The following is a 23,957-nucleotide window of genomic DNA, read 5'->3' as shown; positions in this document are numbered from 1 at the left end:
ACCCTTTTACTTTCTTACATGAGAAGAACTACTTTACCGTATGTTTTTCGCTCTGCAAGGGCTCTTAAAGCGATAACGGCCTCAGATAGCAGATAGGTTTGGGAGACGACTGGTTTAATCTGACCGGCTTCATACATGGCAAGCAAGTTTGCCTGGGCCTTTCCCAGGAATTCGGGATGGTGTTCCACATAACCACCCCAATAGCATCCGATGACAGATATATTTTTAAGCAGAATCCGATTGGCTGCAAGGGTTGGAATACGACCGCCGGCAAAGCCGATCACCAGGAGCCGTCCTTCAACTGCGATACATTTGGTTGAGAGATCAAAGATATCCCCTCCTACGGGATCATAGATTACATCGGCTCCCCGTCCATCTGTGATCTTTTTGACCTCCTCCACCCAGTTTGTATCGCGATAGTTCAGGGCATGGTCAGCTCCCTGGCTTAAACAGAAATTCAGCTTATCCGGACTACCGGCTGTAGCAATGAGGTGAGCGCCCCAGGCTTTACCGATTTGCACGGCAGAGGTACCCACGCCTCCGGCGGCTGCATGGACGAGCAACCATTCTCCGGGTTTGAGGACCGTTCGATACTTCAGGGCATAATAAGAAGTTTGATAAGTAATAATCATTGCAGCGGCTTCTTCAAAACTCATCTTTAAGGGAATAGGAAAGGTCTTACCGGCTAAAGCCAGGGAGTATTCGGCATACCCACCGGTGGAGACCAGGGCCTGTACCCGGTCTCCAATGGAAAATTGGGTAACCCCGGGACCTATCGCATCAATTGTGCCTGCAACTTCTGCTCCAGGTATAAAAGGTAACGGTGGTTTCACCTGATACTTTCCCTGAATTTGAAGAATATCAAAAAAGTTGAGGGCTGCTGCCCGGTTCCGTATCCGAACCTCTCCCTGTCGAGGCTCCGGTCTTGGAATATCTACCAGCTTCATTTGCTCGGGTTCTCCCCAATCCTGCACTTGCCAGGCTCTCATTGATTAACCTCCTTTAGGTTTCTCCAATGTCGGATCAGGTAATTCTCCTGATACGGATTTGCTTTCAAAGGGAGTAGGGTGGGAATATTTGACTTTATCCTGGCCCCTGGGAGGCCGAAAAGAGAAAGAGGGATGAATCAGAAATGGCCTCCCTTCTGGATTCAAAAGCATACCCAACCCGGAGGCTTAAGCCATTAAGGCTACCCCATCCCCTGCCGGATCTGCACCACCTTGTAAGATTCCACGGGATTTATCCATCCAGATTCCATGCACACGGGCTACAGTCCCATAGCTCTTGACCGTCCGTTCCACCTGATTTCCCATTCTTTGCAGTTCTTCACAAACATCATAGGGAATCCTTGCCTCCAGGATAATTGGTCCGCGTTGACAATCAAATCGAGGAGCTACAATGGCTTCTACCAGGCTCATTTTATGATCGATGACATTCAGGATGACCTGAAGAACCCCCGTAATAATGCGGGCACCTCCCAGGGCACCCAGGATAAGAAAAGGTTCCCGTCCCTTCCAGACAATGGTGGGGCACATACCGGTCACACGACGTTTACCGGGGGCAATGGAATTTGCGCCGCCGGGTATGGGATCGAAGGCAATCATGGCATTATTGTAGGTAAATCCCAATCCCGGCGTAACCACGCCGGAAGACATACCCAAAGAATGGGTCAGGGCCACGACATTCCCGTCTTTGTCCAGGACGGACACATGGGTCGTATCCGGAGAATCGAAGACCGGTTTTGAAGTTGAAGAACTAGTTTTTGGATTCTGAATCTTCCTTCGACAATCGTCGGCGTATTCTTTAGAAATGAGTTTTTCTATGGGAACCTGGACAAAAGCAGGGTCTCCGACCCACTTATCCCGGTCAGCAAAGGCGATTCGCATGACTTTAGATACCAGGTCAATATATCGGGCAGTATTATGACCCAGCTTATCCAGATCGTATCCTTCTAATATATTGAGGATCTGGATCAAGGTAATTCCTCCACCGGGGGGAGGGTTGGTTTTAATGGTATATCCCCGGTAGGTGGTTCGTAGGGGTTCTGTAAAGACGACCTGGTAGTTCTGGAGATCTTTTTCCCGAATAAGCCCCCCGTTCTTTTCCATATCTTGTGAAATAGCCCGAGCTATATCGCCACGATAGAAGACGTCAGGACCTTCCTCGGCTATTCTCTCGAGGGAGTGGGCCATATCCTCATTGGTGAGTATCTCACCCTCCTCGTACCATTCTTGGGGGCCTTTGGTGTAAAGCCTGGCCGAGGCAGCCGTGGTTTGTATTCTTTCCCAAAAATTAACCCGCCCGGAATCTGTTTTACTGAGCCACCAGTTCTTTAAGCTCGGAGTAACCCGAAACCCTTCCCTTGCATAGCGAATGGCCGGTTGAATGACTTCCTTCCAACTCCAGGTTCCGTACCGGTTTAATCCTTCGTAAAGTCCCAGGACGGTTCCGGGTACGGCAATCGAAAGATATCCTACGTCGTTAACATTCCCTTTGAGGAGATAGCCAAAACCGTCCTTAGCCATTCCAATAACCAAATCCTTCCACATATCCGGAGATGCCAGGTAAGGGGCCGTTGCATGAAAATCGATCATTTTTTCTTCTCCGGTCCTGGCCATATGAACCTGCATCGTTCCAAAACCCCCTATACCACACATCTGGGGATCCACCACGCCCTGAACCAGTGCGGTGGTAACCGCTGCATCCATGGCATTTCCGCCTTTTCTTAACACCTTAATTCCTTCCTCAACCGCAACGGGTTGAGGAGCTACAATCATACCCTTCATATCCCAAGTTCCTTTCTGATCTGATATCCTCACTTTTCCCAGAGCTTATTGTATTCCTGCTTCACCGGATCGCTTCCCGGGTAAGTCTTCCCTATTCCCCTGGAAAGAGCTTAAATCTACCGGGTTCATCTTAAAGCGACGCTCCAAAACTCAAATTCCCGACTGGGATGCTCTCCCTTCTTATAGAAAATGGCATAATTGAGGGTTTGCCAGGAGGTAAACAGAACCCTATCCCTTCCAAATTTATTTCGGGTATGTACGCTGCGCCATGTTCCTGTGTTGAAATAAAGTTTTTCGATTCCGTTAATACGATCCATAGACAAAAGGCGACTTTGATGGGTATGCCCTGAAACAATATATTGAATCGGATCCAGTCGTATAAAATCCTCATTATAGGCCTCTCGAGGATGCCGATCTTCCCCTCGAATAAACTGGCTCATGGCTTTAGATAAAGGTATCTGCTTTCCAACGAAGGTTTTAGAGGAAAAAGCGGTTGTTTTCAGCAAATCTTTTAATCGATCCGCTTCATCCAGAGGGGCCCAACTATGGTGGGTTTTATACCACTGTTGCACATAGGCCAGGTTGTTAAACTGGTCTACAAGATCATCCCAACACCTCTTGATAGCCTTTGCTAACTCCGGCGTAGTGGACTCATCGGCTACAGCAGATATCCAATTGGGTACCTCCAAAAGAGGTCGAACATCTTCAATTTTCCTCAATTTCTGGAGGATCTTTTCATCGACTTTCTCCCCCAGCGTCTTCACCAGTGCTTGTGGAAATCGGCTGATTAACTCGATAGCCACAGCATCTCCTATGGAAGGCGCATCATAATCCCCTTCAAAGTGATAGGTATCATACTCATGACCATGGCGGGCAAAGACATGATATTCTTCCCTTCGAATGAAGGAAGGAAACCGTTCGGTCGGGTTGTGGTTTAGCTGAAGCTCTTTACAGACCTTTTCTCGCAAACTCTCATATCGATTGATAAGCCAGTCATGATCTCCAAGAATATACCCGATTTTAATATTTACCTCATCGGACCGGGGTGTATCTGCCAGATAGGTAATCAGCTCCTGGTTTTCTTGAAAGATACGGTTTAAAATGTCTTCTACAACTTTAAATTGTTCTTCTCCTTTCTCAAACCATGGTTTGGCTTCTTCCGGACCTTCCAGCCATCTCGTGGAGTGAAGAAGATCTAAAAGATCTCCTACGATGACCAGCTCGATTTCTTTGATACTAAAATTCTGGGCAATCTCAAGGATTTTATCCCAGAAATTACTAAAGGTCGTCACATCCACGTTATACCGACCGGTGGAACCGTCAGTAAGATGTAAATCACTGATACAAACCAGCATGCCTGTCCCCCTTTTAAGCCTTTCAAGTTGGTTTAAGTTAAAATGTTTTTACCTTGAAAAAACTGTTGCGTCAATAAAAAAGTTATGAAATAAGAAGGTATGACGGTTGAAGATTTTAAAGTGGTCGGGTTAACCGGTGGGATTGCCAGTGGAAAAAGTACTGTGTCTCACATTTTCCGTTCTCTGGGCGCTCAGGTTATCGATGCCGATGTCCTGGCCAGACAGGTTGTAGAACCTGGAAAACCGGCCTGGCAGGATATCGTAAATTCTTTTGGAAGGGATATTCTCCTTCCCGACGGGAGCATTGACCGGAAAAAACTTGGGGCTATTGTTTTTCAAAATCCGGCTAAACGGGAAGTTCTCAACCGGATTGTTCACCCCAGAGTTTTTGAAGAGGAAAAACGTCTTTATCAGGAACTTCGCCGTCAATATCCCGAGGCTTTAATTATTGTAGACGCGGCCCTGTTGATTGAATCGGGATCATATCAACGATTCCATAAGCTCATTGTTGTTTATGTAGACGAGCAGACCCAATTGCATCGGTTGATGCTTCGAGACGGTATCTCAGCCGAAGAGGGCTGGGCCCGTATCCGCTCTCAGATGCCCTTATCGGAGAAAGTTAAGTATGCGGATTATGTCATAGACAATCGAGGTTCCCTGGAGGAAACGCGAAGACAGGTAGAGGAGGTTTATAAAAAGTTAATGGACCTAGGGACCCCCGGACAGGCCTCTCCCTCTTCTAGGATCCCGTGCCCTCCATAGCTTTCTCCACTTCTATTAAACTCTCTTCGAGGATAGCTAAGGCCACATCGGCCTCATGGCGAGAGATAATAAGAGGGGGAGCAAGGCGGATTACACTTAGACCACATCCCAGAATCAGCAGGCCTTTTTCAAAACACTTATGGATGAGCTTGTCCCTTTGTTGGATTGCCGGAGTTTTGGTTTCTAAGTTTTGAACCAACTCTATACCGATCATGAGTCCCATACCCCGGACATCTCCAATTAAAGGATGTTGGATTTGTAGTTTTTTCAAATTATCCAGCAGGTAGGCTCCCACATCGGCGGCATTTTGCATAAGTCCGTTTTCTAATAGCTCGATGGTAGCCAATGCTGCCTCGCAGGCAACGGGATTCCCACCAAAAGTACTGGCGTGGGAACCGGGTCCCCAATCCATAATGGACGCCGAGGCGATCATGACTCCCAGAGGGAGACCGGAAGCGATTCCTTTGGCCGTTACCACAATATCGGGCTGGACTCCGTAATGCTCAATGGCGAACATTTTACCGGTACGACCCATACCAGACTGGACTTCGTCTACAATATAGAGAATTCCATACTTTTGGGCCAGCCTGGAAAGGTTCTGATGAAAGTTGAGCGGAGGGACCACATAACCGCCTTCTCCCTGGATGGTTTCGACGACAATACCGGCTACTTCCTCTGCGGGAAGGATGGTTCGAAATAAAACCTCTTCAATCCATTCGGCAGAATCTATCCTGCAGCTTTCCGGATTTGAGTTATAGGGACAACGGTAACAATAACCATAGGGAGCTTGAACAACTCCTGGAATTAAAGGACCGAATCTTTCTCTTTGGACTACTTTGCTACCGGTTAAGGATAAGGATCCATAGGTTCGCCCATGAAATCCTCCCAAAAAGGAGATAAAATATTGGCGTCGTGTATGGTATCTGGCCAATTTCATGGCAGCTTCGATACCTTCGGTGCCGGAATTTCCAAAATAAACCTTAGCCGGTCCTCGCCCTGGAAAGAGTTGAGCTAATTTTTTAGCCAATTCGATCTGGGGTTGATAGTAAAAATCGGTTCCAGACATGTGAATGAGCTTTTGGGCCTGTCTGGTTATCGCTTCTACCACTTTTGGATGGCAATGGCCGGTTGAGCAGGTAGCGATCCCGGCGGTAAAGTCCAAAAATCGATTTCCGTCTACATCTTCAACCACGAACCCTTCGCCTTTTTCGGCTACTAAGGGGTAATATCGCGTATAAGACGGGGATACAAATCGGTGATCTTCTTCTATCAACCTCCGGGCTTTAGGACCTGGAAGCTGGGTTTTTATCTGAGGGTAAAAATTTTGTTCCATATAACTAGAAGCAAGAAGCAAGAAGTAAGAAGTAAGAAGCAAGAAGCCGAGTTTCTTGCCTCCTGCCTCTTGCCTCTTACTTCTAGTCTCCAGTTTCTATCGGTAAGGTCTTTCCGGACGCCGTTCTCCTGGAAATCTATTGGGAAATCCCATACGCGGGAAAGGTCTTCGATCGGGATAGGGCACTCCCAGACGTTTAAGGGTTACAAATACTTCGGTTGCTTTTCCATCAACGACTTCAATGGTCCGTGTAACCGTCTCAAATCCATCCTTTCGGACCATTAGCCGATAAGTTCCCGTGGGCAAATCTTCAATAGTCAGAGGGGTCTGGCCTCGATAGGTTCCGTCTAAAGAAACCTCGGCTCCAGAACTTGAGGAATTTATAATAAGGGTTCCCATGTTCTCAAATCTCTGGAAAACCGAAACCGTATCTAAAGGATTCACGGTAATCAATTGAGAAATCGGGGGCGCATCCTTGTAAATGAGTTTGAGTTCATGTCGGCCGGCCGGGACCTGGAATTCGATGAGAGGGGTGATGCCTATTAACCTTTCATTGAGATAAACCGAAACATTTTCCGGTATGGTGCGAACGGTTATAAATCCGAAACCCATGGGTTCTGGTATCCGATTTCTATCGGGGCGTCCCCGCTCGGTACGGTCTCCCAGGCCCCCTTTCTGTTCTGCCGCTTTAATTTCGCCCCATAAAGAAAACCTATCGGAGCGTATACGTTCTGAAGACTCTTCGGAATTGCCTTTCAGTTCTGAGACCTTCATCTCCCCTGCCGGGGAAGGTTTATCCCCTGGGCGGGAGCCCGTTCCTTTATCTTTCTTAGGAATTGGAGTGGCGGCAATAGTTTTGTCCAACCCGGCAGAAGCCTCCTCTGTCGGCTTTGGGGAAAGCTTAGGTTCTGGAGGTCGGGTGGAAGAGTCTTTGCGATCTGAACTTCCAGAATCTGAACCCCGGGCAGCTTGTTGCATAGACTCTGCCTTGGGAGTCTCGGTAGGTAGTAAAGGAGGAGATTCCTGTTTTGCAGCAACCTTTCCAGTCGGTCCTTCCGTTTTAAGATGGATGATTTCTGAAGAAGGGGTTAGAGAAGGGGTTTTATAAAGCGTAAAGATTAAAAACGTCGTAGCACTCACAATCCCCATCAGTAAAGCCAGCAAAAACAAAGTGAGAGAGCCGCGCGCACTCCGTATAGGATCGCTCTTCTTTAAGTCAATAATTAAAGGTTCGTAATCCTTCATTATAAGCAAAATAAATAAAAAGGATAAGCTTGTGGAAGTAGAGAAAAATAGATTCCCTCTCTACACATTCCTACTTCCCCATGCTTTCCTCCTTGCATAGTCCTTTTAAAAGGCGATAGTTCGCGGGCCTTCGGGTTTTCGATCGGGATCGAGCTGAATCATAAATTCCGTATCTGCTTTGTCAAAGTGTTTGAGGATCACGGGTATTTCGGCTTTTTTCTTTTCCTTTTCCAGGGTTTCCAGGAGGTTTAAATAATTCTGGGCCTTCTGATATTGACTATCCAGTTCCAGAGCCTTTAAAAAGTTTTCCCTGGCTCCGGCCCAGTCGCCTTTTTCTCTCAAAATCCATCCCAAATTAAAGTAAAGTTCTTTGATTCGGGGCTTTAAAGCCACGGCCTTTTCAAAATTGGCCAGGGCCTGGTTATAATTTCCGGCATATAGATATATGCTTCCCAGATTGTAATAAATGACCGGGTTCATAGGTTTTTGTCTGAGGACAAATTCAAGCTCTTGAATGGCCTCCGGGTATTTTTCTTCAGAAGCATATGCAAGTCCAAGACCATAATGCGCATCCAGTAAAGATTTATTTTTTTCCAGGGCTTTCTGAAACTGAGCAATGGCCTTATCGGCCTCTCCTGTTTGGAGATAGGAAACGCCGGTATTATAGTAAATGATGGCCAGATTGGCTTCCCGATCTTTCAGGAAGATAAAGATTAAAACCCCCGCCAGAATCATGGTCACAAGAGGAATTAAAATCGGCAGCATTTCAATCTCCCACAACCTCAATGACAATAACTGTGATATCATCGATTAACCCATTCTCGGTGGCTTTTCTAACCAGCTTTTTACAAATATCTTCAGCATCCTGAGAGTTTAAGACAATCGATTTCATCTTAGATACCGATACCGATTTGGTTAAACCATCGGTCGCCAGGATAATATAGTCTCCGGATTTGATAGCCAGTTGGCCCAAATCGATTTTCACGTTTCGGGTAAATCCCAGGGCCTGTTCCAAAATGCTACTGTCTTCTTGTTCAGCTTCTTGCGCACTTAATTTTCCTTCTCGAAGGTATCGGGCGACCAGCGTATGGTCATAGGTTATCTGTTCCAACCTTCCCGTAGCACCCGTAATAAGATACAGTCGACTATCTCCTACATGTCCGTAATAAAGCCAACCCTCTTTAAGTACCACTGCCGTAAGGGTCGTGCCCATTCCCTTATAGGCCGCGTTACGATAGGCAGTTGCTAATATTTTCTCGTGGGCATTCTGAAAAAGAGCTTCCAATCTGTTTAGAGGGGATAAATTAAAATTGGGTTGAGTGTAATACTCTTTCAGTGTGGTTACAGCCAATTTGCTTGCCACCTGACCCGCCGCATGACCACTCATTCCATCGGCCACAGCGTAGAGGATTCCACACCGCGTCAAAAGATCTTTAGGAAGACCCAGTTCTGTACTTACCAGATAACTGTCTTCATTGAAAGCCCTTTTTGGTCCCGGCTGACTACTCACGTAACTTTGAAAAGAAAGCAAGCTTCGTCGTCCGCTATCCGTTGTCCGTTATTTGATACCGTAACAAAAAACAACAGACAACACACAACGGATCTTCATTGATACCTGGCACAAACTGCCAAATTATTTCGTACAATTGGACTGGTCCCTTCTACCGCCTTTAAAAGACGCTCAAACTCTTCCGTAGCCTTTTTAATCTGACCGGACATAAAGGTACAGGCGGCTAAGTTGTTACGAATCTTCAAAATATAGGTTTCTCGTGCTTTAACCGAAAGAACCTGGGATTGTTGCATCAGGATAGTTTCGGCTTTGAGAAATTTATCCCTTGCCAGGGTGAAAGAGCCCGAGTGAAAGAGCGTCGCACCGGACCCCAGACAGACCTTCAAATACAAGTCCAGGTGAGTCTGCAAGTGTCGGATCATCCGCTCCCTAAAAAGGGGATCTTCATCCTCGCTTTCCAAAGCGATTTCATCAAAATGCCGTTCGAGATGTTTGAAGTCCCGGAGAGCCGCCTCCCAATCCCCTTTTGAGAAATGTTTTTTTGCCTGTTTCATCAAATAGGAGAAAAGGGCCGTAAGAATTTCCTCTGCTTTTGGACGTTCCGGTGGGAATATGGATAAGGTATTGGTAAGAAGCTCGGCCAGTGTCTGAGAAAACCCTTGCTTATCCAGGAAATTTTTGTAGTTCTCCATTCTTTGAACATATTTCCGGATAATACTTCCGTATTCCTGTTTCATTTTGATGAGCTGCTTGATGAGTTCGGCCTTATGGGTCTTGATATCTACACCGGCCGGCGGAGTAATCTCGGGCAACTCAGCGTAGTAATCATAAATAAATTCTTTCAATTGATTGGACTCATCGGGGTTGTCAAAAAAAGTTTTCCCCGTGATCATTTCATAAAAAATAGCTCCAATAGAAAAAATATCGGCTGTTTCGAAACTCCCCATTTTACTTTTTCGCAGAGTTCGGAATTTTTTGATTCTAAGTCGGGTAGGGGATACTTCTGGAGCCGAATAGATTTCCCCTCCAAAGATAACCGTGCCGGACCGCCTTGCAGCTTCCCGCATACCTCCCATATCCAACAGAATCAGATTATCTCCGTCCATTTTAATGTTATCTGGAAAAATATCTTGATGGTACTCCCCCCGCTGGTGAATACTATAAACTGCGGAACAGAGCTGGAAGAGTGCAAGCACGGCAAGGTCTTGTTCCAAATTTAGCTCGATCTTATACTTACTGGAACCCAACCGGTCTCCGTGCACATATTCCATAACAAAAAACAGGTAAGGATCCTGGTCTGTAAATTCGTAAGGTTTGTCGACCAGGTTGGCTATATTCGAGCGTCTGGCATACTTGCTGAGCGCACGAACTTCATCCTGCCAGAGTTTTAATTGAAGATCCCGGGGCAAATTGGGTTTAATGACTTTAATACAAACTTCCGCTCCATTTCGATGAGAATCTTTAGCTTTATAAAGCCTGCCAAAGCCGCCCTCTTCATAGTGCATTTCGGTAATGTCCTGATAGCGGCCTTTGGATTTTGCAGTAATAAAAGCCTCGATAGTCATAATTCCTCATAGGTCTTTTCAAAAAACCCGTCTTTAATCCTTTTAACAGGTTTATACTTTATCTTCTCAAACTCTTCGGTTCTTTAGGCTTCTGAAGCGTTGGATGCTCGGAAGGTTTAAGAGTTTCAACGTTATCCGGGAGAAATTGATCGTGGTAGAGCAACACGGTTTTTTCCCAAATATCTCGGGCAACCATCACAGGTTCTCGGGAGATGATGGCCCCTTTTTCGATGACAAGGGCAATGGCTATCTTAGGGTTTTCTATGGGGGCTACACTCAAAAACCAGGCGATGTTGGATTTTTTTCCGTTTTCCCCCTGGACTTCGGCAGTACCGGTTTTCCCAAATACATGGTGTTTTAAAGAGTAGTAGGGAATTTTACTCAGGGAGATCCGAATGGCCGTCCCCTCCTGAACGACTTTTTGCATCATAGGCTTCAAGGCTTCAGCCGCTTCCCTAGAGAGAACCCGTTTTTTATCCGGGTAGTGGAAATATTTTATCTGCCCGGTTTCCCCGTCCTGGATTCCTTTGATCAGGTGGGGATAAGGGCGCAAGCCGGAGTTTCCAATGGTCATAGCTACCAAAGCCATCTCCAGGGGGGTCGCCTGGATCTCCCACTGTCCAATCCCCATTCGGGCCACCTTTGACATCTGGAGATCTTCCTCCGGGAGGGGTACCTGGCTTTTAAGAGCAAATAGAGTATCCCCTTCTTCACGGTTGATACGTCCGATGGCTTTTACATCCCCTTCAAATACCGATAAAGGTAAAAGATCGTCCTGTTGATTGAACCCGTATCGCTCGGCATACTGGGTAATAAGGTCACTTCCAGCCTTTAGAGCCAGGAAAGCAAAGGCATTATTACAAGATTGGGCCAGAGCATCTTCCAAATGCAAGGGTCCTCCATGCTTTCCACCTCGAAAGTCCGGTATGGGTTTACCGATACGGACCCCTTCAAAACTACTCAAAACTCCGGTACAGTAAAATCCTCCAGCCCCATCTCTAATCAAGTAATTTTTATTTTCCCACAGGAACCGATCTTTGTTCTCAAGGGCCAGGGAGGACATGATGAGTTTGAAGGTTGATCCCGGCGGATAGGTTTTGTGAAAGGCTCTATTGATAAAAGAGCTATTCCAGTTATCTAAAGAAGATTCTTTTAAGGCAGCCAGAATACTATGGATATTGTGAGGATTATAAGTTGGAAGGCTCACAGAAGCCAGAATCTCTCCGTCTGAATTGATGGCAACCGCAGCACCCCGAAAGACAGCTTCTTTGGAATATTCCTCGCTCTCTACATCAGGACCTTCATCCTTCATTTCCGGCTCATCGGGTTTCTGCTTTCCCTCCTCTACCCGCCGATTTAATTCATCCAGTTTTTTCTTCAGAGCTTCATAAATAATCTGCTGAAGATCATCATCTAAAGTCAGAATGAGGTTGTTCCCTACCCGCCTGTCTGACCTGGAAGTAAACATATACCAGGGTTTCTTACGCTCTTCCCCGAGTAATACCTGATCAAAAATATCCTCCAGATTTGCTTTAAAATTACTTCGGGGATAATCATAGCCGATCACATGGACCAGCTTTTCCCCTAAAGGATAATATCGGGTCTGTCCCCCGTCTTGGGCCTTTGGTCTATCGGGATCAGACTCTTTATTTCCGGCTAGAAGTCCTGAACCTCCCTTTTGATAAGTAAAACTTAAGTCTCCTATCTCAAAGGTTTCCCCGTCCGCCAATTCCTTCTCTTCTGTACAGGTATAATTGGGTAACAGACTTGAACCGGGAAATTCTCCATCTGTTACCCCATCCGACGGGAGTGGAGGGGGCATATGCCGGGTCCCAGCTTGTCCAGACGGCCGGCTGAATAAACAACCCAATGCCAATTTAACCTGGTTTGCTATTCGTCTGACAATGATACGCTCCTTCGAGGTCGGGGGAGTTTTGGGGATCTCTGTCGTAAGGTCGGGTTTTAAACCCCTTCCTACCCCAGGGATAAATAAATAGCCACTACCCACATATATCTTACTCTCCAGGGGTTTATTTAGATTGATTTCAAGTACGGTATTCGGATCGTCATAATCTATCAATAAGAACTGGACAGGTCCTTTGATTGGGACCGCATTGGCCCCGGCTGAACTTTGACTGACCAGTTGAACCTTTTCCAATACCTGGGGATTGGATAAAATCAATCGGGGGAGCGTCTGTTGATCCCGATCATATATTACACCCCTTCGGACCAGAAGTTCCTTCTGAAGTTTATGGGGATTGGATAGTCGGGCTGCAAAATTATAAATTCCTTTTAGCTCATCATCTTTTATGATAAAGTTCTCCAGTTCGGTGCCGTCAAACACGTGGGGATCTTCTTGATTTCGATTAAAAGGTCTTTTCCATCGGAGTCGGGAGCCCTCTTTAGGGGAAAATCGAAATACCCCTTCTAGGAGTTGCTTTTCTCGCTTGGTAAGCGCATCAAACTCCGGTGCCATGAGTTTTCCTTCTTTTGTAAAACCTTTAACCCGTAGAAAACTCAGAAAGGATTCTTCTCCTTCACCTTCTTGCGTCCATCTTTTTCTTTCTGCCCCTTCGCTTCGGTCCGAGGTAGGTTTCTGGGTCTCGTGTACGAGATAAATAAGCCGGGCTTCAATACACCTTCGAACATTCTCCAGGAATTCTTCATCCACCAGGGCATCGGGAATATATCCTCCCGGGATGGTATCTGAACCGCTTAAAATCGTGCGTTTATCAAGATAAACTCGAAAACTTGGGGTGAGACCTCGAAGGATCTTCAATTCGACTCCCCTTCCAGTTCTACCGGGAACAAACTGAAGGATGGTTTCACCGACCCTGATTTTATCTCCCATTTTAAGGGGCTGCTTATTGCGAACAGAACTCCAACCCTGGGTATCCCCATGATCAATCTCGATACTTTTTTTACCCCGGTTTTCAATGAAAAAACTTAAGGGAGCTGTTGCTTCGGAGGTTCCTTTTATGGGAAAAATCCAGAACTGAACCGGTTCAAAGAAGGTATCCGAAACCACAATATCATTAGGCTTCCATTTATTTTCCTCCTCCGGACGAGGGGACCGCCCGACCGATATTTTTTTTGAATTGAGCAGACGCTCATTTAGATAATACCCCACAACTTTAAGCTGAGGTAACCAACCGTGGGTATCCCTGAGCTGAAGAATGGTATGACCCAGGATAAACTGATCACCTTCCTTTAAGAGAAGAGCCCGGTTCACCTCCTGGCTATTGAAGAATACTTTTCCATGGAGGGGTTTCAGATAAAAGGAGCCATCTTCATAATACACTTCTGCATGGCCACTGGCTATGGAAGGATCTCGAATCAGTACAAACTCTGTATCCGGTTGCGGATGCAGCGAGAAGAGCCATTTACTTATAAACCAGACAAACAAAATAAGTCCCAAGGCCAGCCAGATCAAATTATGGGACATCCGGTTTAATCGGAAAAGCTCAATAATCCGATGCTCCAGGCTTAAAAAAGCAAGCTCTATCTTTCGATACATAAAATCTTTGGAGTCATTATTTCAGTTTTCAAACCTATGGGATATGCAGGGACTCATCTGGAATGTATGGGGCCTCTCTCCCGGCCCAGGTCTTGGATAAATAACATTTGTTTTTACCTATGTTACCACTTATCCCATAAGGGTTCAAGAAAAATCTGATGGAATTCTCAAGTTTTGACAGAAGATGAACCTGGTAGGAGCGGCCTGTTTATAGTAGGACAGGGTCCCCCCGCTGATGAAGCGCGGTTCCCCATCCTTTATACCCCTTTTCAATACCGATGGGGATAAAGCCCGGTCCTGAAGTATGGAAAAAAATAGAAAGTTTCTTTAAAACCCTGAGGATTAGGGAAGGTGACAGGTCTGGCAGGGTTAAATCATGTTTTTGTCTCGAAACTCAGGGTATCAGGATGGTTCGGTTATAGGTGAACTGATCTGGAGTTAAAAGGGGATCACCCAAATACCCGCTGAAAAATAAAATCTACCCTTTGGAGATGGTGTTCCAGGTTGAAGCAGGCTTCGATTTCCTCTTCAGTCAGGTGGGTGCGAATATCAGGATCTTCCAAAATCAATTTCTTAAACTCAACACCTCGATCCCAGACTTGCATGGCGTTTCGTTGAACCAGTTTATAGGCCCTTTCCCGGGATAAGCCTTTAGTGGTAAGGAGGAGCAGAAGGCTTTCAGAAAAAATCAAACCACGGGTTAATCCTAGATTTTTCTTCATATTCTCAGGATATACCCTCAGATCTCGAAGGATTCTTGTAAAGTGCGTCAACATATAGTCAAGGAGAATGGTACTGTCGGGGAGGATAATCCGTTCTACCGAGGAATGGGAGATATCCCGCTCATGCCACAACGGGATATCCTCTAAAGCTGCCACAACGTATCCGCGAACGACCCGGGCAAGACCCGAGATTTGCTCACAAGAAACAGGATTCCGTTTATGAGGCATGGCCGAAGAACCCTTCTGCCCCTCATAAAAAGGTTCTTCAACTTCTCTGATTTCGGTCTTCTGGAGCCCTCGAATCTCCGTGGCAAATTTATCCAGAGAACTGGCAATAAGGGCAAGGACCGATACAAATTCCCCATGCCGATCCCTTTGAACAATCTGGGTTGAAACCGGAGCCGGAGTTAACCCGGCTTTCTGGCACACATAAGCTTCCACAAAAGGATCTATATTCGCGAAAGTGCCTACGGCACCAGATATCTTTCCACAACTGACCATTTCTTTAGCCCGTCGAAGCCTTTCTTGATTCCTTTTCATCTCAGTATACCAAACGGCCATTTTCAGACCAAAGGTAATAGGCTCTGCATGAATCCCGTGGGTTCTTCCTATCATAAGGGTATCTTTATGTTCCAGGGCCCGGCTCTTTATCACCTCCAACAGGTGTTGAATATCATTTTCTAAAATTTCCGAAGCCTGTTTCAATTGAATCCCCAGCGCAGTGTCAATCACATCGGAGGAGGTCAATCCAAGATGGAGATAGCGGGCATCTTCTCCTACAAACTCCCCCACATTGGTTAGGAAAGCGATCATATCATGCCTTACTTCCTTCTCGATTTCTTCAATCCTTTTGACATCAAACTTAGCACGCTCTCGAATCCGGTTTACCGCTTCCTGAGGAATTTTTCCCAATTCCGCCAGGGCTTCACAGACCAGAATCTCCACCTGTAACCAGGTCTTAAATTTATTTTCTTGAGTCCAAAGCTGTCCCATTTCAGGGCGGGTGTAACGTTCGATCATAACATCCTTGGTGCTTGATTTTATTCGTTCCTAAAGGACTGCAAAAGTATCGATTTACCTAGCCTAGCATTCGGGTATAGTTACCGAGTCCTATTACTCGAGCCACCTCAGCAATGGTTGTCACGCCTTGTAAGGCCTTTCCCAATCCATCATTCATAAGAGTAACGGTCTCAGGTGAATAGAAGATTTTTTTGAGGGTTACCTCGGAAAGCAAGGAAGATAGGGATTCCTTGGATTCGGCGATCAATCTGGACCTGACTTTATCATCCATGACCAGCAACTCGAAAATAGCCGTTCGTCCTCTAAAACCCGTATGCTGACACTTCTCACAGCCATCACTTTTATAAAGGACGAAATCCGTAATCCCTAAAAGCTGTTTGATGCGTTCTTGGGTTCGTGGAGAAGGGGTATAGGCACTTTTGCAGTGATCGCATAAGCGGTTCACCAACCGTTGGGTAAGGACGGCATTCAAAGAGGTAAGTAAAACGTGAGAATTTCTCAGCAATTCCAGAAAATAAGAGAGGGCTGCCAGGGAGCTATCCAGTGTGGATCGAATAAAAATCTTGGCATAAGAAGAATTCTCATGAAAGAGTAATTGAGCCGATTGAGGATCGACCACTCTATCTACGTATAAAACATCTGGATTTTGGTCCAGGATATCACTGAGGCCTGTTATATAGTTTGCTTCGTATTTATTTTCCGGCTCGGTCTGAAAGACCCCTTGTAACTGGTATCGTATGGGACTCTCGTAGGTTACAATAGCCCTTTTTTCCGAGATAAGCTCCTTCAAGGCAGTATAGATGGTTGTTGTTTTTCCGTTGCCCGGAGGGCCTGAGAAGAGAATAATCCCTCGGGGATAAGAGAGCACTTCCTGGAAAGACTTATACATGCTGGGAGAGAATCCCAGGCGATCCAGGCTCCAACTCGAATCAAAACGTCTCTGGATATGAAGGACCACCCGGATTAAATCCCTATAGGGAAAGAAGTGAGAAGTAATGGGAATCTCACTTTGCTGGTAAGGAAACTTAAAAAAACCTTTTTGAGGGCATCCCCATGTCATGGGATCTACCGAGGAGAGTTCTTTAAGTTCCCGGATTAAGGGCCTGAATAAATCTCTGGATAAGGTGGATAAAATCTCCAATTTACCGGAGATTCGGACTTTAATTTCAAAACCTCGTTCATTTAATTCCAGGTGAACATACTCTGCCCCCTTTTCGATAGCTTTAGAAAGCTCCCGGTTTAAAATCTGATCCTTCTCATCTTTTCCAACTATCAAGGGTTTGTCGGTTTTATCTGAAACTGTTTGATCCGAACTACAGGTTTTGAACTCCTCGTCGGGAATAACCGGAGAGATTTCAGGTGCAGGTTGATCCACCTGAAAAGTTAAAACTTCTGGAGACTCCCCCGAGGTTATCCCAGCTTTAGAAGCCTTTTCAGAAGGTATTCCGGGAGCGCTCTCGACCTGGGATTCCGACGGGTTTAGAGCATAGGTAAAGGGAAGATCCTGGTCCGGCAGGGAAGAATCTTCCCGGGAAAGACCCTCAGGAGATCGTAACATCAAATAACTATCTCTATCCAGCCGCTTCCCCCGGTATTCATGGGAAGTTTGCTCAAGGGTAGCCTTCTCTTCTTCTTTTTGGGCCCGGTTGAATAAATCCTCGAGAGCTCTATCGATGGAAGTTTCTGGCGCAACGACCGCAGTAACCCTCAAATTTGTAATAAACTCTACCTCCCGAATAGTCGAGTAATCATTAGGTTTGGTCATGGCTACAATCAGATTTTTATCTTTGATTTGTAATGGAACGATATGCTTTTGATAACAGTATTCTTTTGGGAGGATACGGGCCATCTCTACTTTAATAGAATAATTCCCCAAATCGATGGAAGGTACTTTATAAATGTTGGCAAGTATCTGACCGAGGTTGCGAGTACGGAGGTATTTCAACTCGACGAGGATCGACCCCAGTTTCTTGCCTGTCATTTCCTGGATTTTGAGGGCCTGTCGAAGTTGATCCTCGGTAATTAAACCTTTTTCTAAAAGAATTTCTCCAATTCTGAATTTAGCCATAATTTTCTGAAATTCGGGATTTTTAAAGTATCGGTATCAATCTGATAAGTATAACCTGTTTTTTCTTTCACCTATTAAATTGCTACCATGGATACAGATCTTAAAAAAACCTGGCTTATGTCCTATTTTTCTCTTCAAGCCTGGTATTATATCTGGTATAGTAGTAGACGAGGATTTTAACAAAAAGGTTTAAAGGGAAAAATTCCGATTAAAAATGTCCAGGCTCTGGGGGCGAGGAATTTAAACCATTTCCATGATTACTCCTGCAATATCATAGAGAGGGACGACCTTATCTACGATTCCTGTATTAATGGCTACTTGAGGCATTCCAAAGACCACACAAGTACTTTCATCTTCTGCAATGGAAAGCCCTCCGCTCTGTTTGATTTTTTGAAGGCCCTGGATTCCGTCTCTCCCCATACCTGTTAAGATAACACCTAAGCTGCGCTCGCCATAAATATCTGCTACGGAACTAAAGGTAATGTCAATGGAAGGAATATGAATGATATCGGAAGGTTCACGATGAATTCGGGTCGTAACTGCATGTTTCTTTCTTTCCAGACTCAGGTGAAAACCCCCCGGGGCGACAAGGGCTCTTCCCGGTTTGACCAGGTCTCCTTCTTTGGCTTCTTTGACCTCAATCTGGCTGTTGCGATTTAAGCGGTCTGCCAGGGACTCCGTAAAACCCGGCGGCATATGTTGAACGATGAGGATGCTGGCCGGAAAATCTGCCGGCAATTTAGGGATAATTTGATGAAGGGCGGTCGGTCCCCCCGTTGAAACACCGATACATACGCAATCAATCCGGAGGGGCTTCTCCTTTCGCGTAACGACTTTGACCTCTTGTTGGGATATGGTGGGTTGTATCACCCGGTCCTGTAAGGCCTTCCCTTTAAGGGAAGCCGCGGTAATGACTTTATTGATCAACTCTGTTTTTATCTGGAAGAGTTTTTCGGAGGCAAATTCGGTGGGTTTCAAAATAAAGTCTACGGCCCCACGCTCCAGGGCCATTAAAGTTTCTTTGATAACCTCTGGATTTAAGGAACTAACCACAATGATGGGAGTCGGCATTTCCTTAATGATAACATCCAGGGCTTGAAGCCCGGTCATATTCGGCATGACAATATCCAAAGTGACCACATCGGGTTTTAATCTTTGGATTTTTTCCAGGGCTTCTCGCCCATCCCAGGCTGTTCCAATCACCTGAATCCTGGGATCCTGTTCCAGGATTTTGGTGAGGGTTCTTCGGGCAAACGCCGAGTCATCTACAACAAGAACTTTTACTTTGGAATTCATTCCAACTCCCATCTTTCAAGGATTTAAAACCTTAGAAAGGTTACCGTTTTCTTAACCAACCTTTTCATATCCCAGGGCATTTTTAAAATGCTTTAATTTGAAAAGATCCGTAAAGTCCATCAGGGATTCCGAATGCCCCAAGAATAAATATCCGTCTTTTTTTAAAGATTTATGAAATTGCGTGATAACCTCCTGTTTAGATTTTTTATTGAAGTATATGATTACGTTACGACAAAAGATCACATCAAAAAGGGGGAGAAATGTCAATTTATTTCTATCCAGTAAGTTCATGCAGGAGAAATTCAGAAGGGATTTTACTTCGCTTTTTATTACATACTTATCTCCCTTGGGGGTGAAGTACTTTTCCCTATAAAAGACCGGCATGGTTCGAAAGGACGATTTCATATATTCCCCGATTTTTGCCCTTTGAATGGCCTCCTGACTGATATCATTTGCAAAAATTTCCAGACTGAAGCCCCTTTGGTGGAGTTCCTGTTCCAGAATAAGTATGGCGATGGAATAGGGTTCCTCTCCTGAAGAACATCCTGCACACCAGATTCGGATTGGACTCGGATCCGATTTTTTATTCAAAATCTCCGGAATGACCTCTTCAACCAGGGCTTTCAATTGACCTTCTTCTCGAAAGAAATAGGTTTCCCGGATCGTTACAAGATTCATAACAATTTTAAGTTCCTGATCGCTATCTTTATTGTACTTCAGGTAGTAGTAGTAATCATAGAAGGAACTTAAGTTATGAAAATCCAGGCGCTTTTCCAGCCGTTTAAGCAAGATCTTTTGGTAATCATCGGAGAAGTACATCCCGGAATATTGGTAAATCACTTCCCGAATGAGTTTAAAGGCTTCTTGATTGTGATCTTCCATGGTTACCCTTATTCAAAATACTCTTTACGAGACGGTACACCAGAGGATTTGGATGGGATCGTCCTTTTTCTTCCATAAGAAGTGTAAGGACATCGGACCGATCATTTTTATCTACCCAGATAAGAAGAGCCTGATAGGCCTCTTGGCATAGGTCCTCATCTATCAGGAGGGAGATGAGCATTTCTAGAGCTTTTTCAGAACCTATTTCTCCCAAAGCCTGAATGGCTGCTTTTCGAAGACCTATCTTTGGATGATTCAGAAGATGGAGGAAGAGATCTTCACAGTCCTTAATCCCCAATTTTCCAAGGGATTTTATGGCGGCTTCCTGAACACTCCAGTGGGGGTCCTCCAAAGCCTGGATCAGGAGACCTTTAACACGTTCACGATGGTCTTTGGTATTCCCCAGGGCGTAAACGGCTGCCCGGCGTACTACAAAGTCGTAATCCGTAAGCATTTCGCTCAGAAGCGTAATACTTTTTTCCGAATTTAGAAACCGACCCAACGTTTCACAAATGGCTACCCGGAGGGTCCCATCTTCTCGCCGCTTACAGTAGGGAAGGATACCGGCTAAGGTATCGATTATCCGGAGGTTTTTAAACTTTCCCAGGGTATTAATGACCGCCCGTTTAACCCGGAAATCTTCATCCTGGATGGCCTGGAGGAGAGCCTCCAAGGCTTTAGGCTCTGGAATAGATCCCAGGGCCAAAGCGGCCTGCTCACGAACTTTTGGATCCTCATCGGATAAAGCCAGGGTAACAGAATCCAGTAAGCCGGAATCGCGTCGGGCTAGCCAGCCGAGTTGAGTAATGGCTGCAGCCCGTACTCTTCCGTCCAGGTCTTTGGTAGCAAGATGTAGCAGGTTTAAAGCGGTAACTCCTTTTAACTGCCCCATGAGTTTGATGGCTTCTGCCCGTAAAAACGCATCCTGGGACTGCAAGGCTTCTTCAATCAAAACAAGGAGCTCCCGGAAAAGGGGAAGCGTGGAGATGGTCTGAAGTTTCAGAAATTTAATAAATCTTTCTGAAGCAAGCCCTCTCAGAATCTCCGCCTGGAGTTCTTCTTCCCCCTCTTTTTTAAACAGATCTATAAAAATCTGGAGGACTTTTAACACATCTTTTAGTCCCTGCGAGTACCCTTCAGAAACGATTCCTTCAACGGACTCAAAATTCTCTCCAAATCTGTCCCCGGAGTCCCTGGAGATGGGCTCCTTTTCTTCCAGATCCGACAGGAGGTTCCAGCTCAATCGATTCAGGCACTCCAGGATACGAAGTTTCTGGTCATACTCGTTAAATTCATACCGTTCTTCCAGACCGGAGAGGATTCGAGTCCCTTGATTAAGTAAAGCCTCCATGGCCGAATCGGATAACCTTTCATGGTTTAGAAGTTCCAGCAGAGTCTCTGTAGCTTCAGGTGCCTCTGACCATCCCAGCAAGAAAACAGCAGCTTCGGCTATTTCAGGATTTTCATCCCCTATAGCCCTCATGAGGTAGTTTAAAGCTCCTGAGGTAAAAGCCTGATTAAATTGCTGCCGAAGTGGGGAGATCTTATCCATCATTCGATTGATCCGATCCGTTTTGAATAGGATCTTTTTTAAAGCCAGCAGAGCGGCTTTCTGAATATCCGGGTCAGGATCTTCCAGGTTTGGGATCATAAGAGGTATACCGGCTTCATCTCCAATGGCCCCCAGGGCTTCTATAACGGTTTGTTTGAAGAGAAAGTCTTGGGCCAGGGGAAGTAGATACGGAATTGCCCGTGGATCTCCGAGTTCTCCCAGAGTGGCTATGGCCGGAAGCTTTAGCCAAATATCCTCTCTTTGAACAATCTGGATCAGAGGGTCTACGGCCCGTGGATCTTTTACTTTAGCCAGAGCATCGATGGCAGCGTGGCAGACATTTTTTTCAGGATCTGTTAAAGCTTTGATCAGGCAAGGATAAGCCGTGGGATCTCTTATGGCACCCAAGGTGTTTACGGCAAAGATCCTTAAATCCTTATCAGGATCTGATAAAAGCTGGCATAAAGGGCTTACCGCTTCTTTTCCGATATTTATCAAACACTCCATGGCAGCATTCCGTACCCCGGCATGATCCTCGCGAAGAGCCTTCAGGAGAAGGGGAATAAGTCGATGTTTATCCGCTTTCTCTAAAGCCTTGATAGCAGCTTTCCGAACCCGCCAACTGGGATCTGCTAAGGCCAACATAAGAGGTTCGAGAATCCAGTTAACATCTCTATCGGCCAACCGAACCAGGGCGGCACATCGAATATCCTCATCCGGGGAATCTAAGAGTTCGAGATCATCTTCATACATAGGGCTCTCCTACTTTTTTCTGTAAATCATAGCATCTTCTATTTCGATAAATTCAAACTTTCTTGCAATTTGGGGAAAGGTATGGAGGGGTTCGGCATCGCCTAAAAACAGGTAACCTCCCGGAAGAAGTAGATTCGTCACTCTCTCCATAAGAAGGTCCTGGGCTTTTCGATCAAAGTAAATCAAGACATTCCTGCAGAAAATGAGATCATAACTTGCAGAATGAAATTTATCCAGATCCCTGAGATTGAGGTATTGAAATCTTATCCATCGCCGGACTTCAGCGGCTATCTGATACTCTTTCCCTCCCAGATCTTTAAAATATTTGTCAACATATCTGGATTCTACCTTTTTTACTTTATCCTTAGAATAAATACCCCTTTGGGCTTTAGCTAAAGCCGAGTTACTGATATCTGTAGCAAGGATCTCAATATTCCACGCGGCAGGATCTCCAAGGACTTCTAAAAGGGACATGGCGATAGAATAGGGTTCTTCCCCTGTAGAGCAGGCAACCGACCATATCCGAATTTGGGGTTTTTGAGGTAGAGGCAGGGACTGGCTTTCTTGGGACTTTTGGGTGAGTAGCTTGGGAAATATACTTCGTTCGAGTTCCAAAAAATGCCCCCGGATTCGGAAAAAGGAAGTTTCGGGAATGACCAGGGTTTCTATCAAAGCCGAAAGTTCTTTAGAAGAAGCCTTCTCCCCTTTTAGGAGCTGATAATAAGCTTCATAAGAAGAAAGGTCCAGCATCTCCATGCGTTGCCGTAATTTACTCTCTAAAAAGGTCTTTTTCTTTTCCGTGAAGAAAAGCGAGGTATGCTGATAGATGAGATCGCGAAATTTCTCAAATTCCTTAAGAGTCAACGGTGTCATGGGACATGACTGTAGCATAGGAGTTTAAAATTTGTCAATGGAAAAGCAGAGGATCCTTCAAGTTTGAGGACTCAGGGGGCTCTTCCGGAACCCAGAATAACTATTGACAGAACCTGATTTTAGTTTCATCGTGTAGTTATAACCTTCTGATTAAAATCACAGGATAAACCCCACAGGCATTCCTGGATTAAAGACAGAGAATGCAACAGGAGATCAAGTTATGGATATCATAGACCTGGATAACCTCAAGTATTTTGAGGATCTTCAGAATCAAATGGAGAAGATGATCAAGGATATCCGCGCAATGGGTTCCGTAAATGTTTCATGCGACAGAGTCTGGAAACCCTTGGTAGATATCTATGAAACGGTTGATAACATTGTGGTACTTGTAGATATAGCCGGTATAAAGAAGGAAGATATCCAGATCGTGTTTAATAAAGATCTGTTAATTATATCAGGTAAGCGGATTAATCCGACTCAATTCGTTGCCCGACAGAAAATGCACCAGGTAGAGATCGATTTTGGTTATTTTGAGCGGGTTATTAAACTGACGATTCCTATCCAGGACGATAAAATTGTTGCTTCTTATAAAGATGGGTTCCTTTGGATCCATTTACCTAAACAGAATGTACCGGTAAGTCGGAAAGTGGAAATTTTAGCAGAATAAAAAGCCGTAACTTCTATAACCAGGAGTCAGGGGTCAGAAGAAAGGAGCTTC

17 protein-coding genes are annotated in these 23,957 nt (G+C 45.4%); 2 read left to right on the top strand and 15 right to left on the bottom strand.

The features are described 5' to 3' along the window. Nucleotides 1-14: 14 nt before the first annotated feature. From VNM22_05170 to VNM22_05160, 3 genes are all read right to left on the bottom strand, one after another. Nucleotides 15-989 (bottom strand): NADPH:quinone oxidoreductase family protein, encoded by a 975-nt coding sequence (locus tag VNM22_05170; protein ID HWP46530.1) that lies wholly within the window; start codon nucleotides 987-989, stop codon nucleotides 15-17. A 186-nt stretch (nucleotides 990-1,175) separates the two neighbouring features. After that, nucleotides 1,176-2,786, bottom strand: coding sequence for a gamma-glutamyltransferase (gene ggt, locus VNM22_05165; protein ID HWP46529.1), 1,611 nt, complete (start codon nucleotides 2,784-2,786; stop codon nucleotides 1,176-1,178). A 125-nt stretch (nucleotides 2,787-2,911) separates the two neighbouring features. Continuing rightward, nucleotides 2,912-4,141, bottom strand: a complete 1,230-nt coding sequence (locus tag VNM22_05160; protein HWP46528.1) for a hypothetical protein — start codon at nucleotides 4,139-4,141, stop codon at nucleotides 2,912-2,914. A gap of 99 nt (nucleotides 4,142-4,240) precedes the next feature. On the opposite strand from VNM22_05160, the gene coaE reads away from it, so the two are divergent. After that, nucleotides 4,241-4,903 carry a dephospho-CoA kinase gene (gene coaE, locus VNM22_05155; protein HWP46527.1) on the top strand — a complete coding sequence of 221 codons (663 nt, stop codon included), beginning with the start codon at nucleotides 4,241-4,243 and terminating at the stop codon, nucleotides 4,901-4,903. Here the strand turns inward: coaE and VNM22_05150 are convergent. From VNM22_05150 to VNM22_05095, 12 genes are all read right to left on the bottom strand, one after another. Next, complete coding sequence (locus VNM22_05150; protein HWP46526.1) at nucleotides 4,881-6,236, bottom strand: acetyl ornithine aminotransferase family protein; 1,356 nt, start codon at nucleotides 6,234-6,236, stop codon at nucleotides 4,881-4,883. The two genes, coaE and VNM22_05150, sit on opposite strands and share 23 nt — an antisense overlap. 96 nt (nucleotides 6,237-6,332) lie before the next feature. Next, on the bottom strand, nucleotides 6,333-7,481 hold the full coding sequence (locus VNM22_05145) for a PEGA domain-containing protein (protein ID HWP46525.1): 1,149 nt from the start codon (nucleotides 7,479-7,481) through the stop codon (nucleotides 6,333-6,335). A 105-nt stretch (nucleotides 7,482-7,586) separates the two neighbouring features. After that, a complete protein-coding gene (locus tag VNM22_05140; protein HWP46524.1) occupies nucleotides 7,587-8,246 on the bottom strand; it encodes a tetratricopeptide repeat protein in 660 nt (219 codons plus the stop codon). A 1-nt stretch (nucleotide 8,247) separates the two neighbouring features. Beyond that, nucleotides 8,248-9,012 carry a protein phosphatase 2C domain-containing protein gene (locus VNM22_05135; GenBank protein ID HWP46523.1) on the bottom strand — a complete coding sequence of 255 codons (765 nt, stop codon included), beginning with the start codon at nucleotides 9,010-9,012 and terminating at the stop codon, nucleotides 8,248-8,250. 74 nt (nucleotides 9,013-9,086) lie between these two features. Further along, nucleotides 9,087-10,556, bottom strand: coding sequence for a protein kinase (locus tag VNM22_05130; protein ID HWP46522.1), 1,470 nt, complete (start codon nucleotides 10,554-10,556; stop codon nucleotides 9,087-9,089). 58 nt (nucleotides 10,557-10,614) lie between these two features. Then, a complete protein-coding gene (locus VNM22_05125) occupies nucleotides 10,615-14,073 on the bottom strand; it encodes a penicillin-binding transpeptidase domain-containing protein (GenBank protein ID HWP46521.1) in 3,459 nt (1,152 codons plus the stop codon). A 449-nt stretch (nucleotides 14,074-14,522) separates the two neighbouring features. Beyond that, nucleotides 14,523-15,815: an adenylosuccinate lyase gene (gene purB, locus VNM22_05120; GenBank protein ID HWP46520.1), complete on the bottom strand. Its 1,293-nt coding sequence runs from the start codon at nucleotides 15,813-15,815 to the stop codon at nucleotides 14,523-14,525. 58 nt (nucleotides 15,816-15,873) lie between these two features. Then, entirely contained in the window at nucleotides 15,874-17,883 is a 2,010-nt protein-coding gene (locus tag VNM22_05115) for an ATPase, T2SS/T4P/T4SS family (GenBank protein ID HWP46519.1), read from the bottom strand. A 240-nt stretch (nucleotides 17,884-18,123) separates the two neighbouring features. Beyond that, nucleotides 18,124-19,179, bottom strand: a complete 1,056-nt coding sequence (locus VNM22_05110; GenBank protein ID HWP46518.1) for a chemotaxis response regulator protein-glutamate methylesterase — start codon at nucleotides 19,177-19,179, stop codon at nucleotides 18,124-18,126. A gap of 51 nt (nucleotides 19,180-19,230) precedes the next feature. Beyond that, nucleotides 19,231-20,061 carry a protein-glutamate O-methyltransferase CheR gene (locus VNM22_05105; protein ID HWP46517.1) on the bottom strand — a complete coding sequence of 277 codons (831 nt, stop codon included), beginning with the start codon at nucleotides 20,059-20,061 and terminating at the stop codon, nucleotides 19,231-19,233. Continuing rightward, nucleotides 20,033-22,366, bottom strand: coding sequence for a HEAT repeat domain-containing protein (locus VNM22_05100; GenBank protein HWP46516.1), 2,334 nt, complete (start codon nucleotides 22,364-22,366; stop codon nucleotides 20,033-20,035). The genes VNM22_05105 and VNM22_05100 overlap by 29 nt, the downstream gene beginning before the upstream one ends. 9 nt (nucleotides 22,367-22,375) lie before the next feature. Beyond that, entirely contained in the window at nucleotides 22,376-23,239 is an 864-nt protein-coding gene (locus VNM22_05095) for a protein-glutamate O-methyltransferase CheR (GenBank protein HWP46515.1), read from the bottom strand. Nucleotides 23,240-23,459: 220 nt separating this feature from the next. Between VNM22_05095 and VNM22_05090 the strand changes: the two genes are divergently transcribed. Then, a complete protein-coding gene (locus VNM22_05090; GenBank protein HWP46514.1) occupies nucleotides 23,460-23,906 on the top strand; it encodes an Hsp20/alpha crystallin family protein in 447 nt (148 codons plus the stop codon). The last annotated feature ends 51 nt before the right edge of the window (nucleotides 23,907-23,957 follow it).

It is taken from the genome of Candidatus Limnocylindrales bacterium (assembly GCA_035559535.1).
GTDB lineage: Bacteria > Moduliflexota > Moduliflexia > Moduliflexales > JAUQPW01 > JAUQPW01.
Note: the sequence above shows the minus strand (reverse complement) of the source record. Positions and strands in the feature narration are given on the sequence as shown.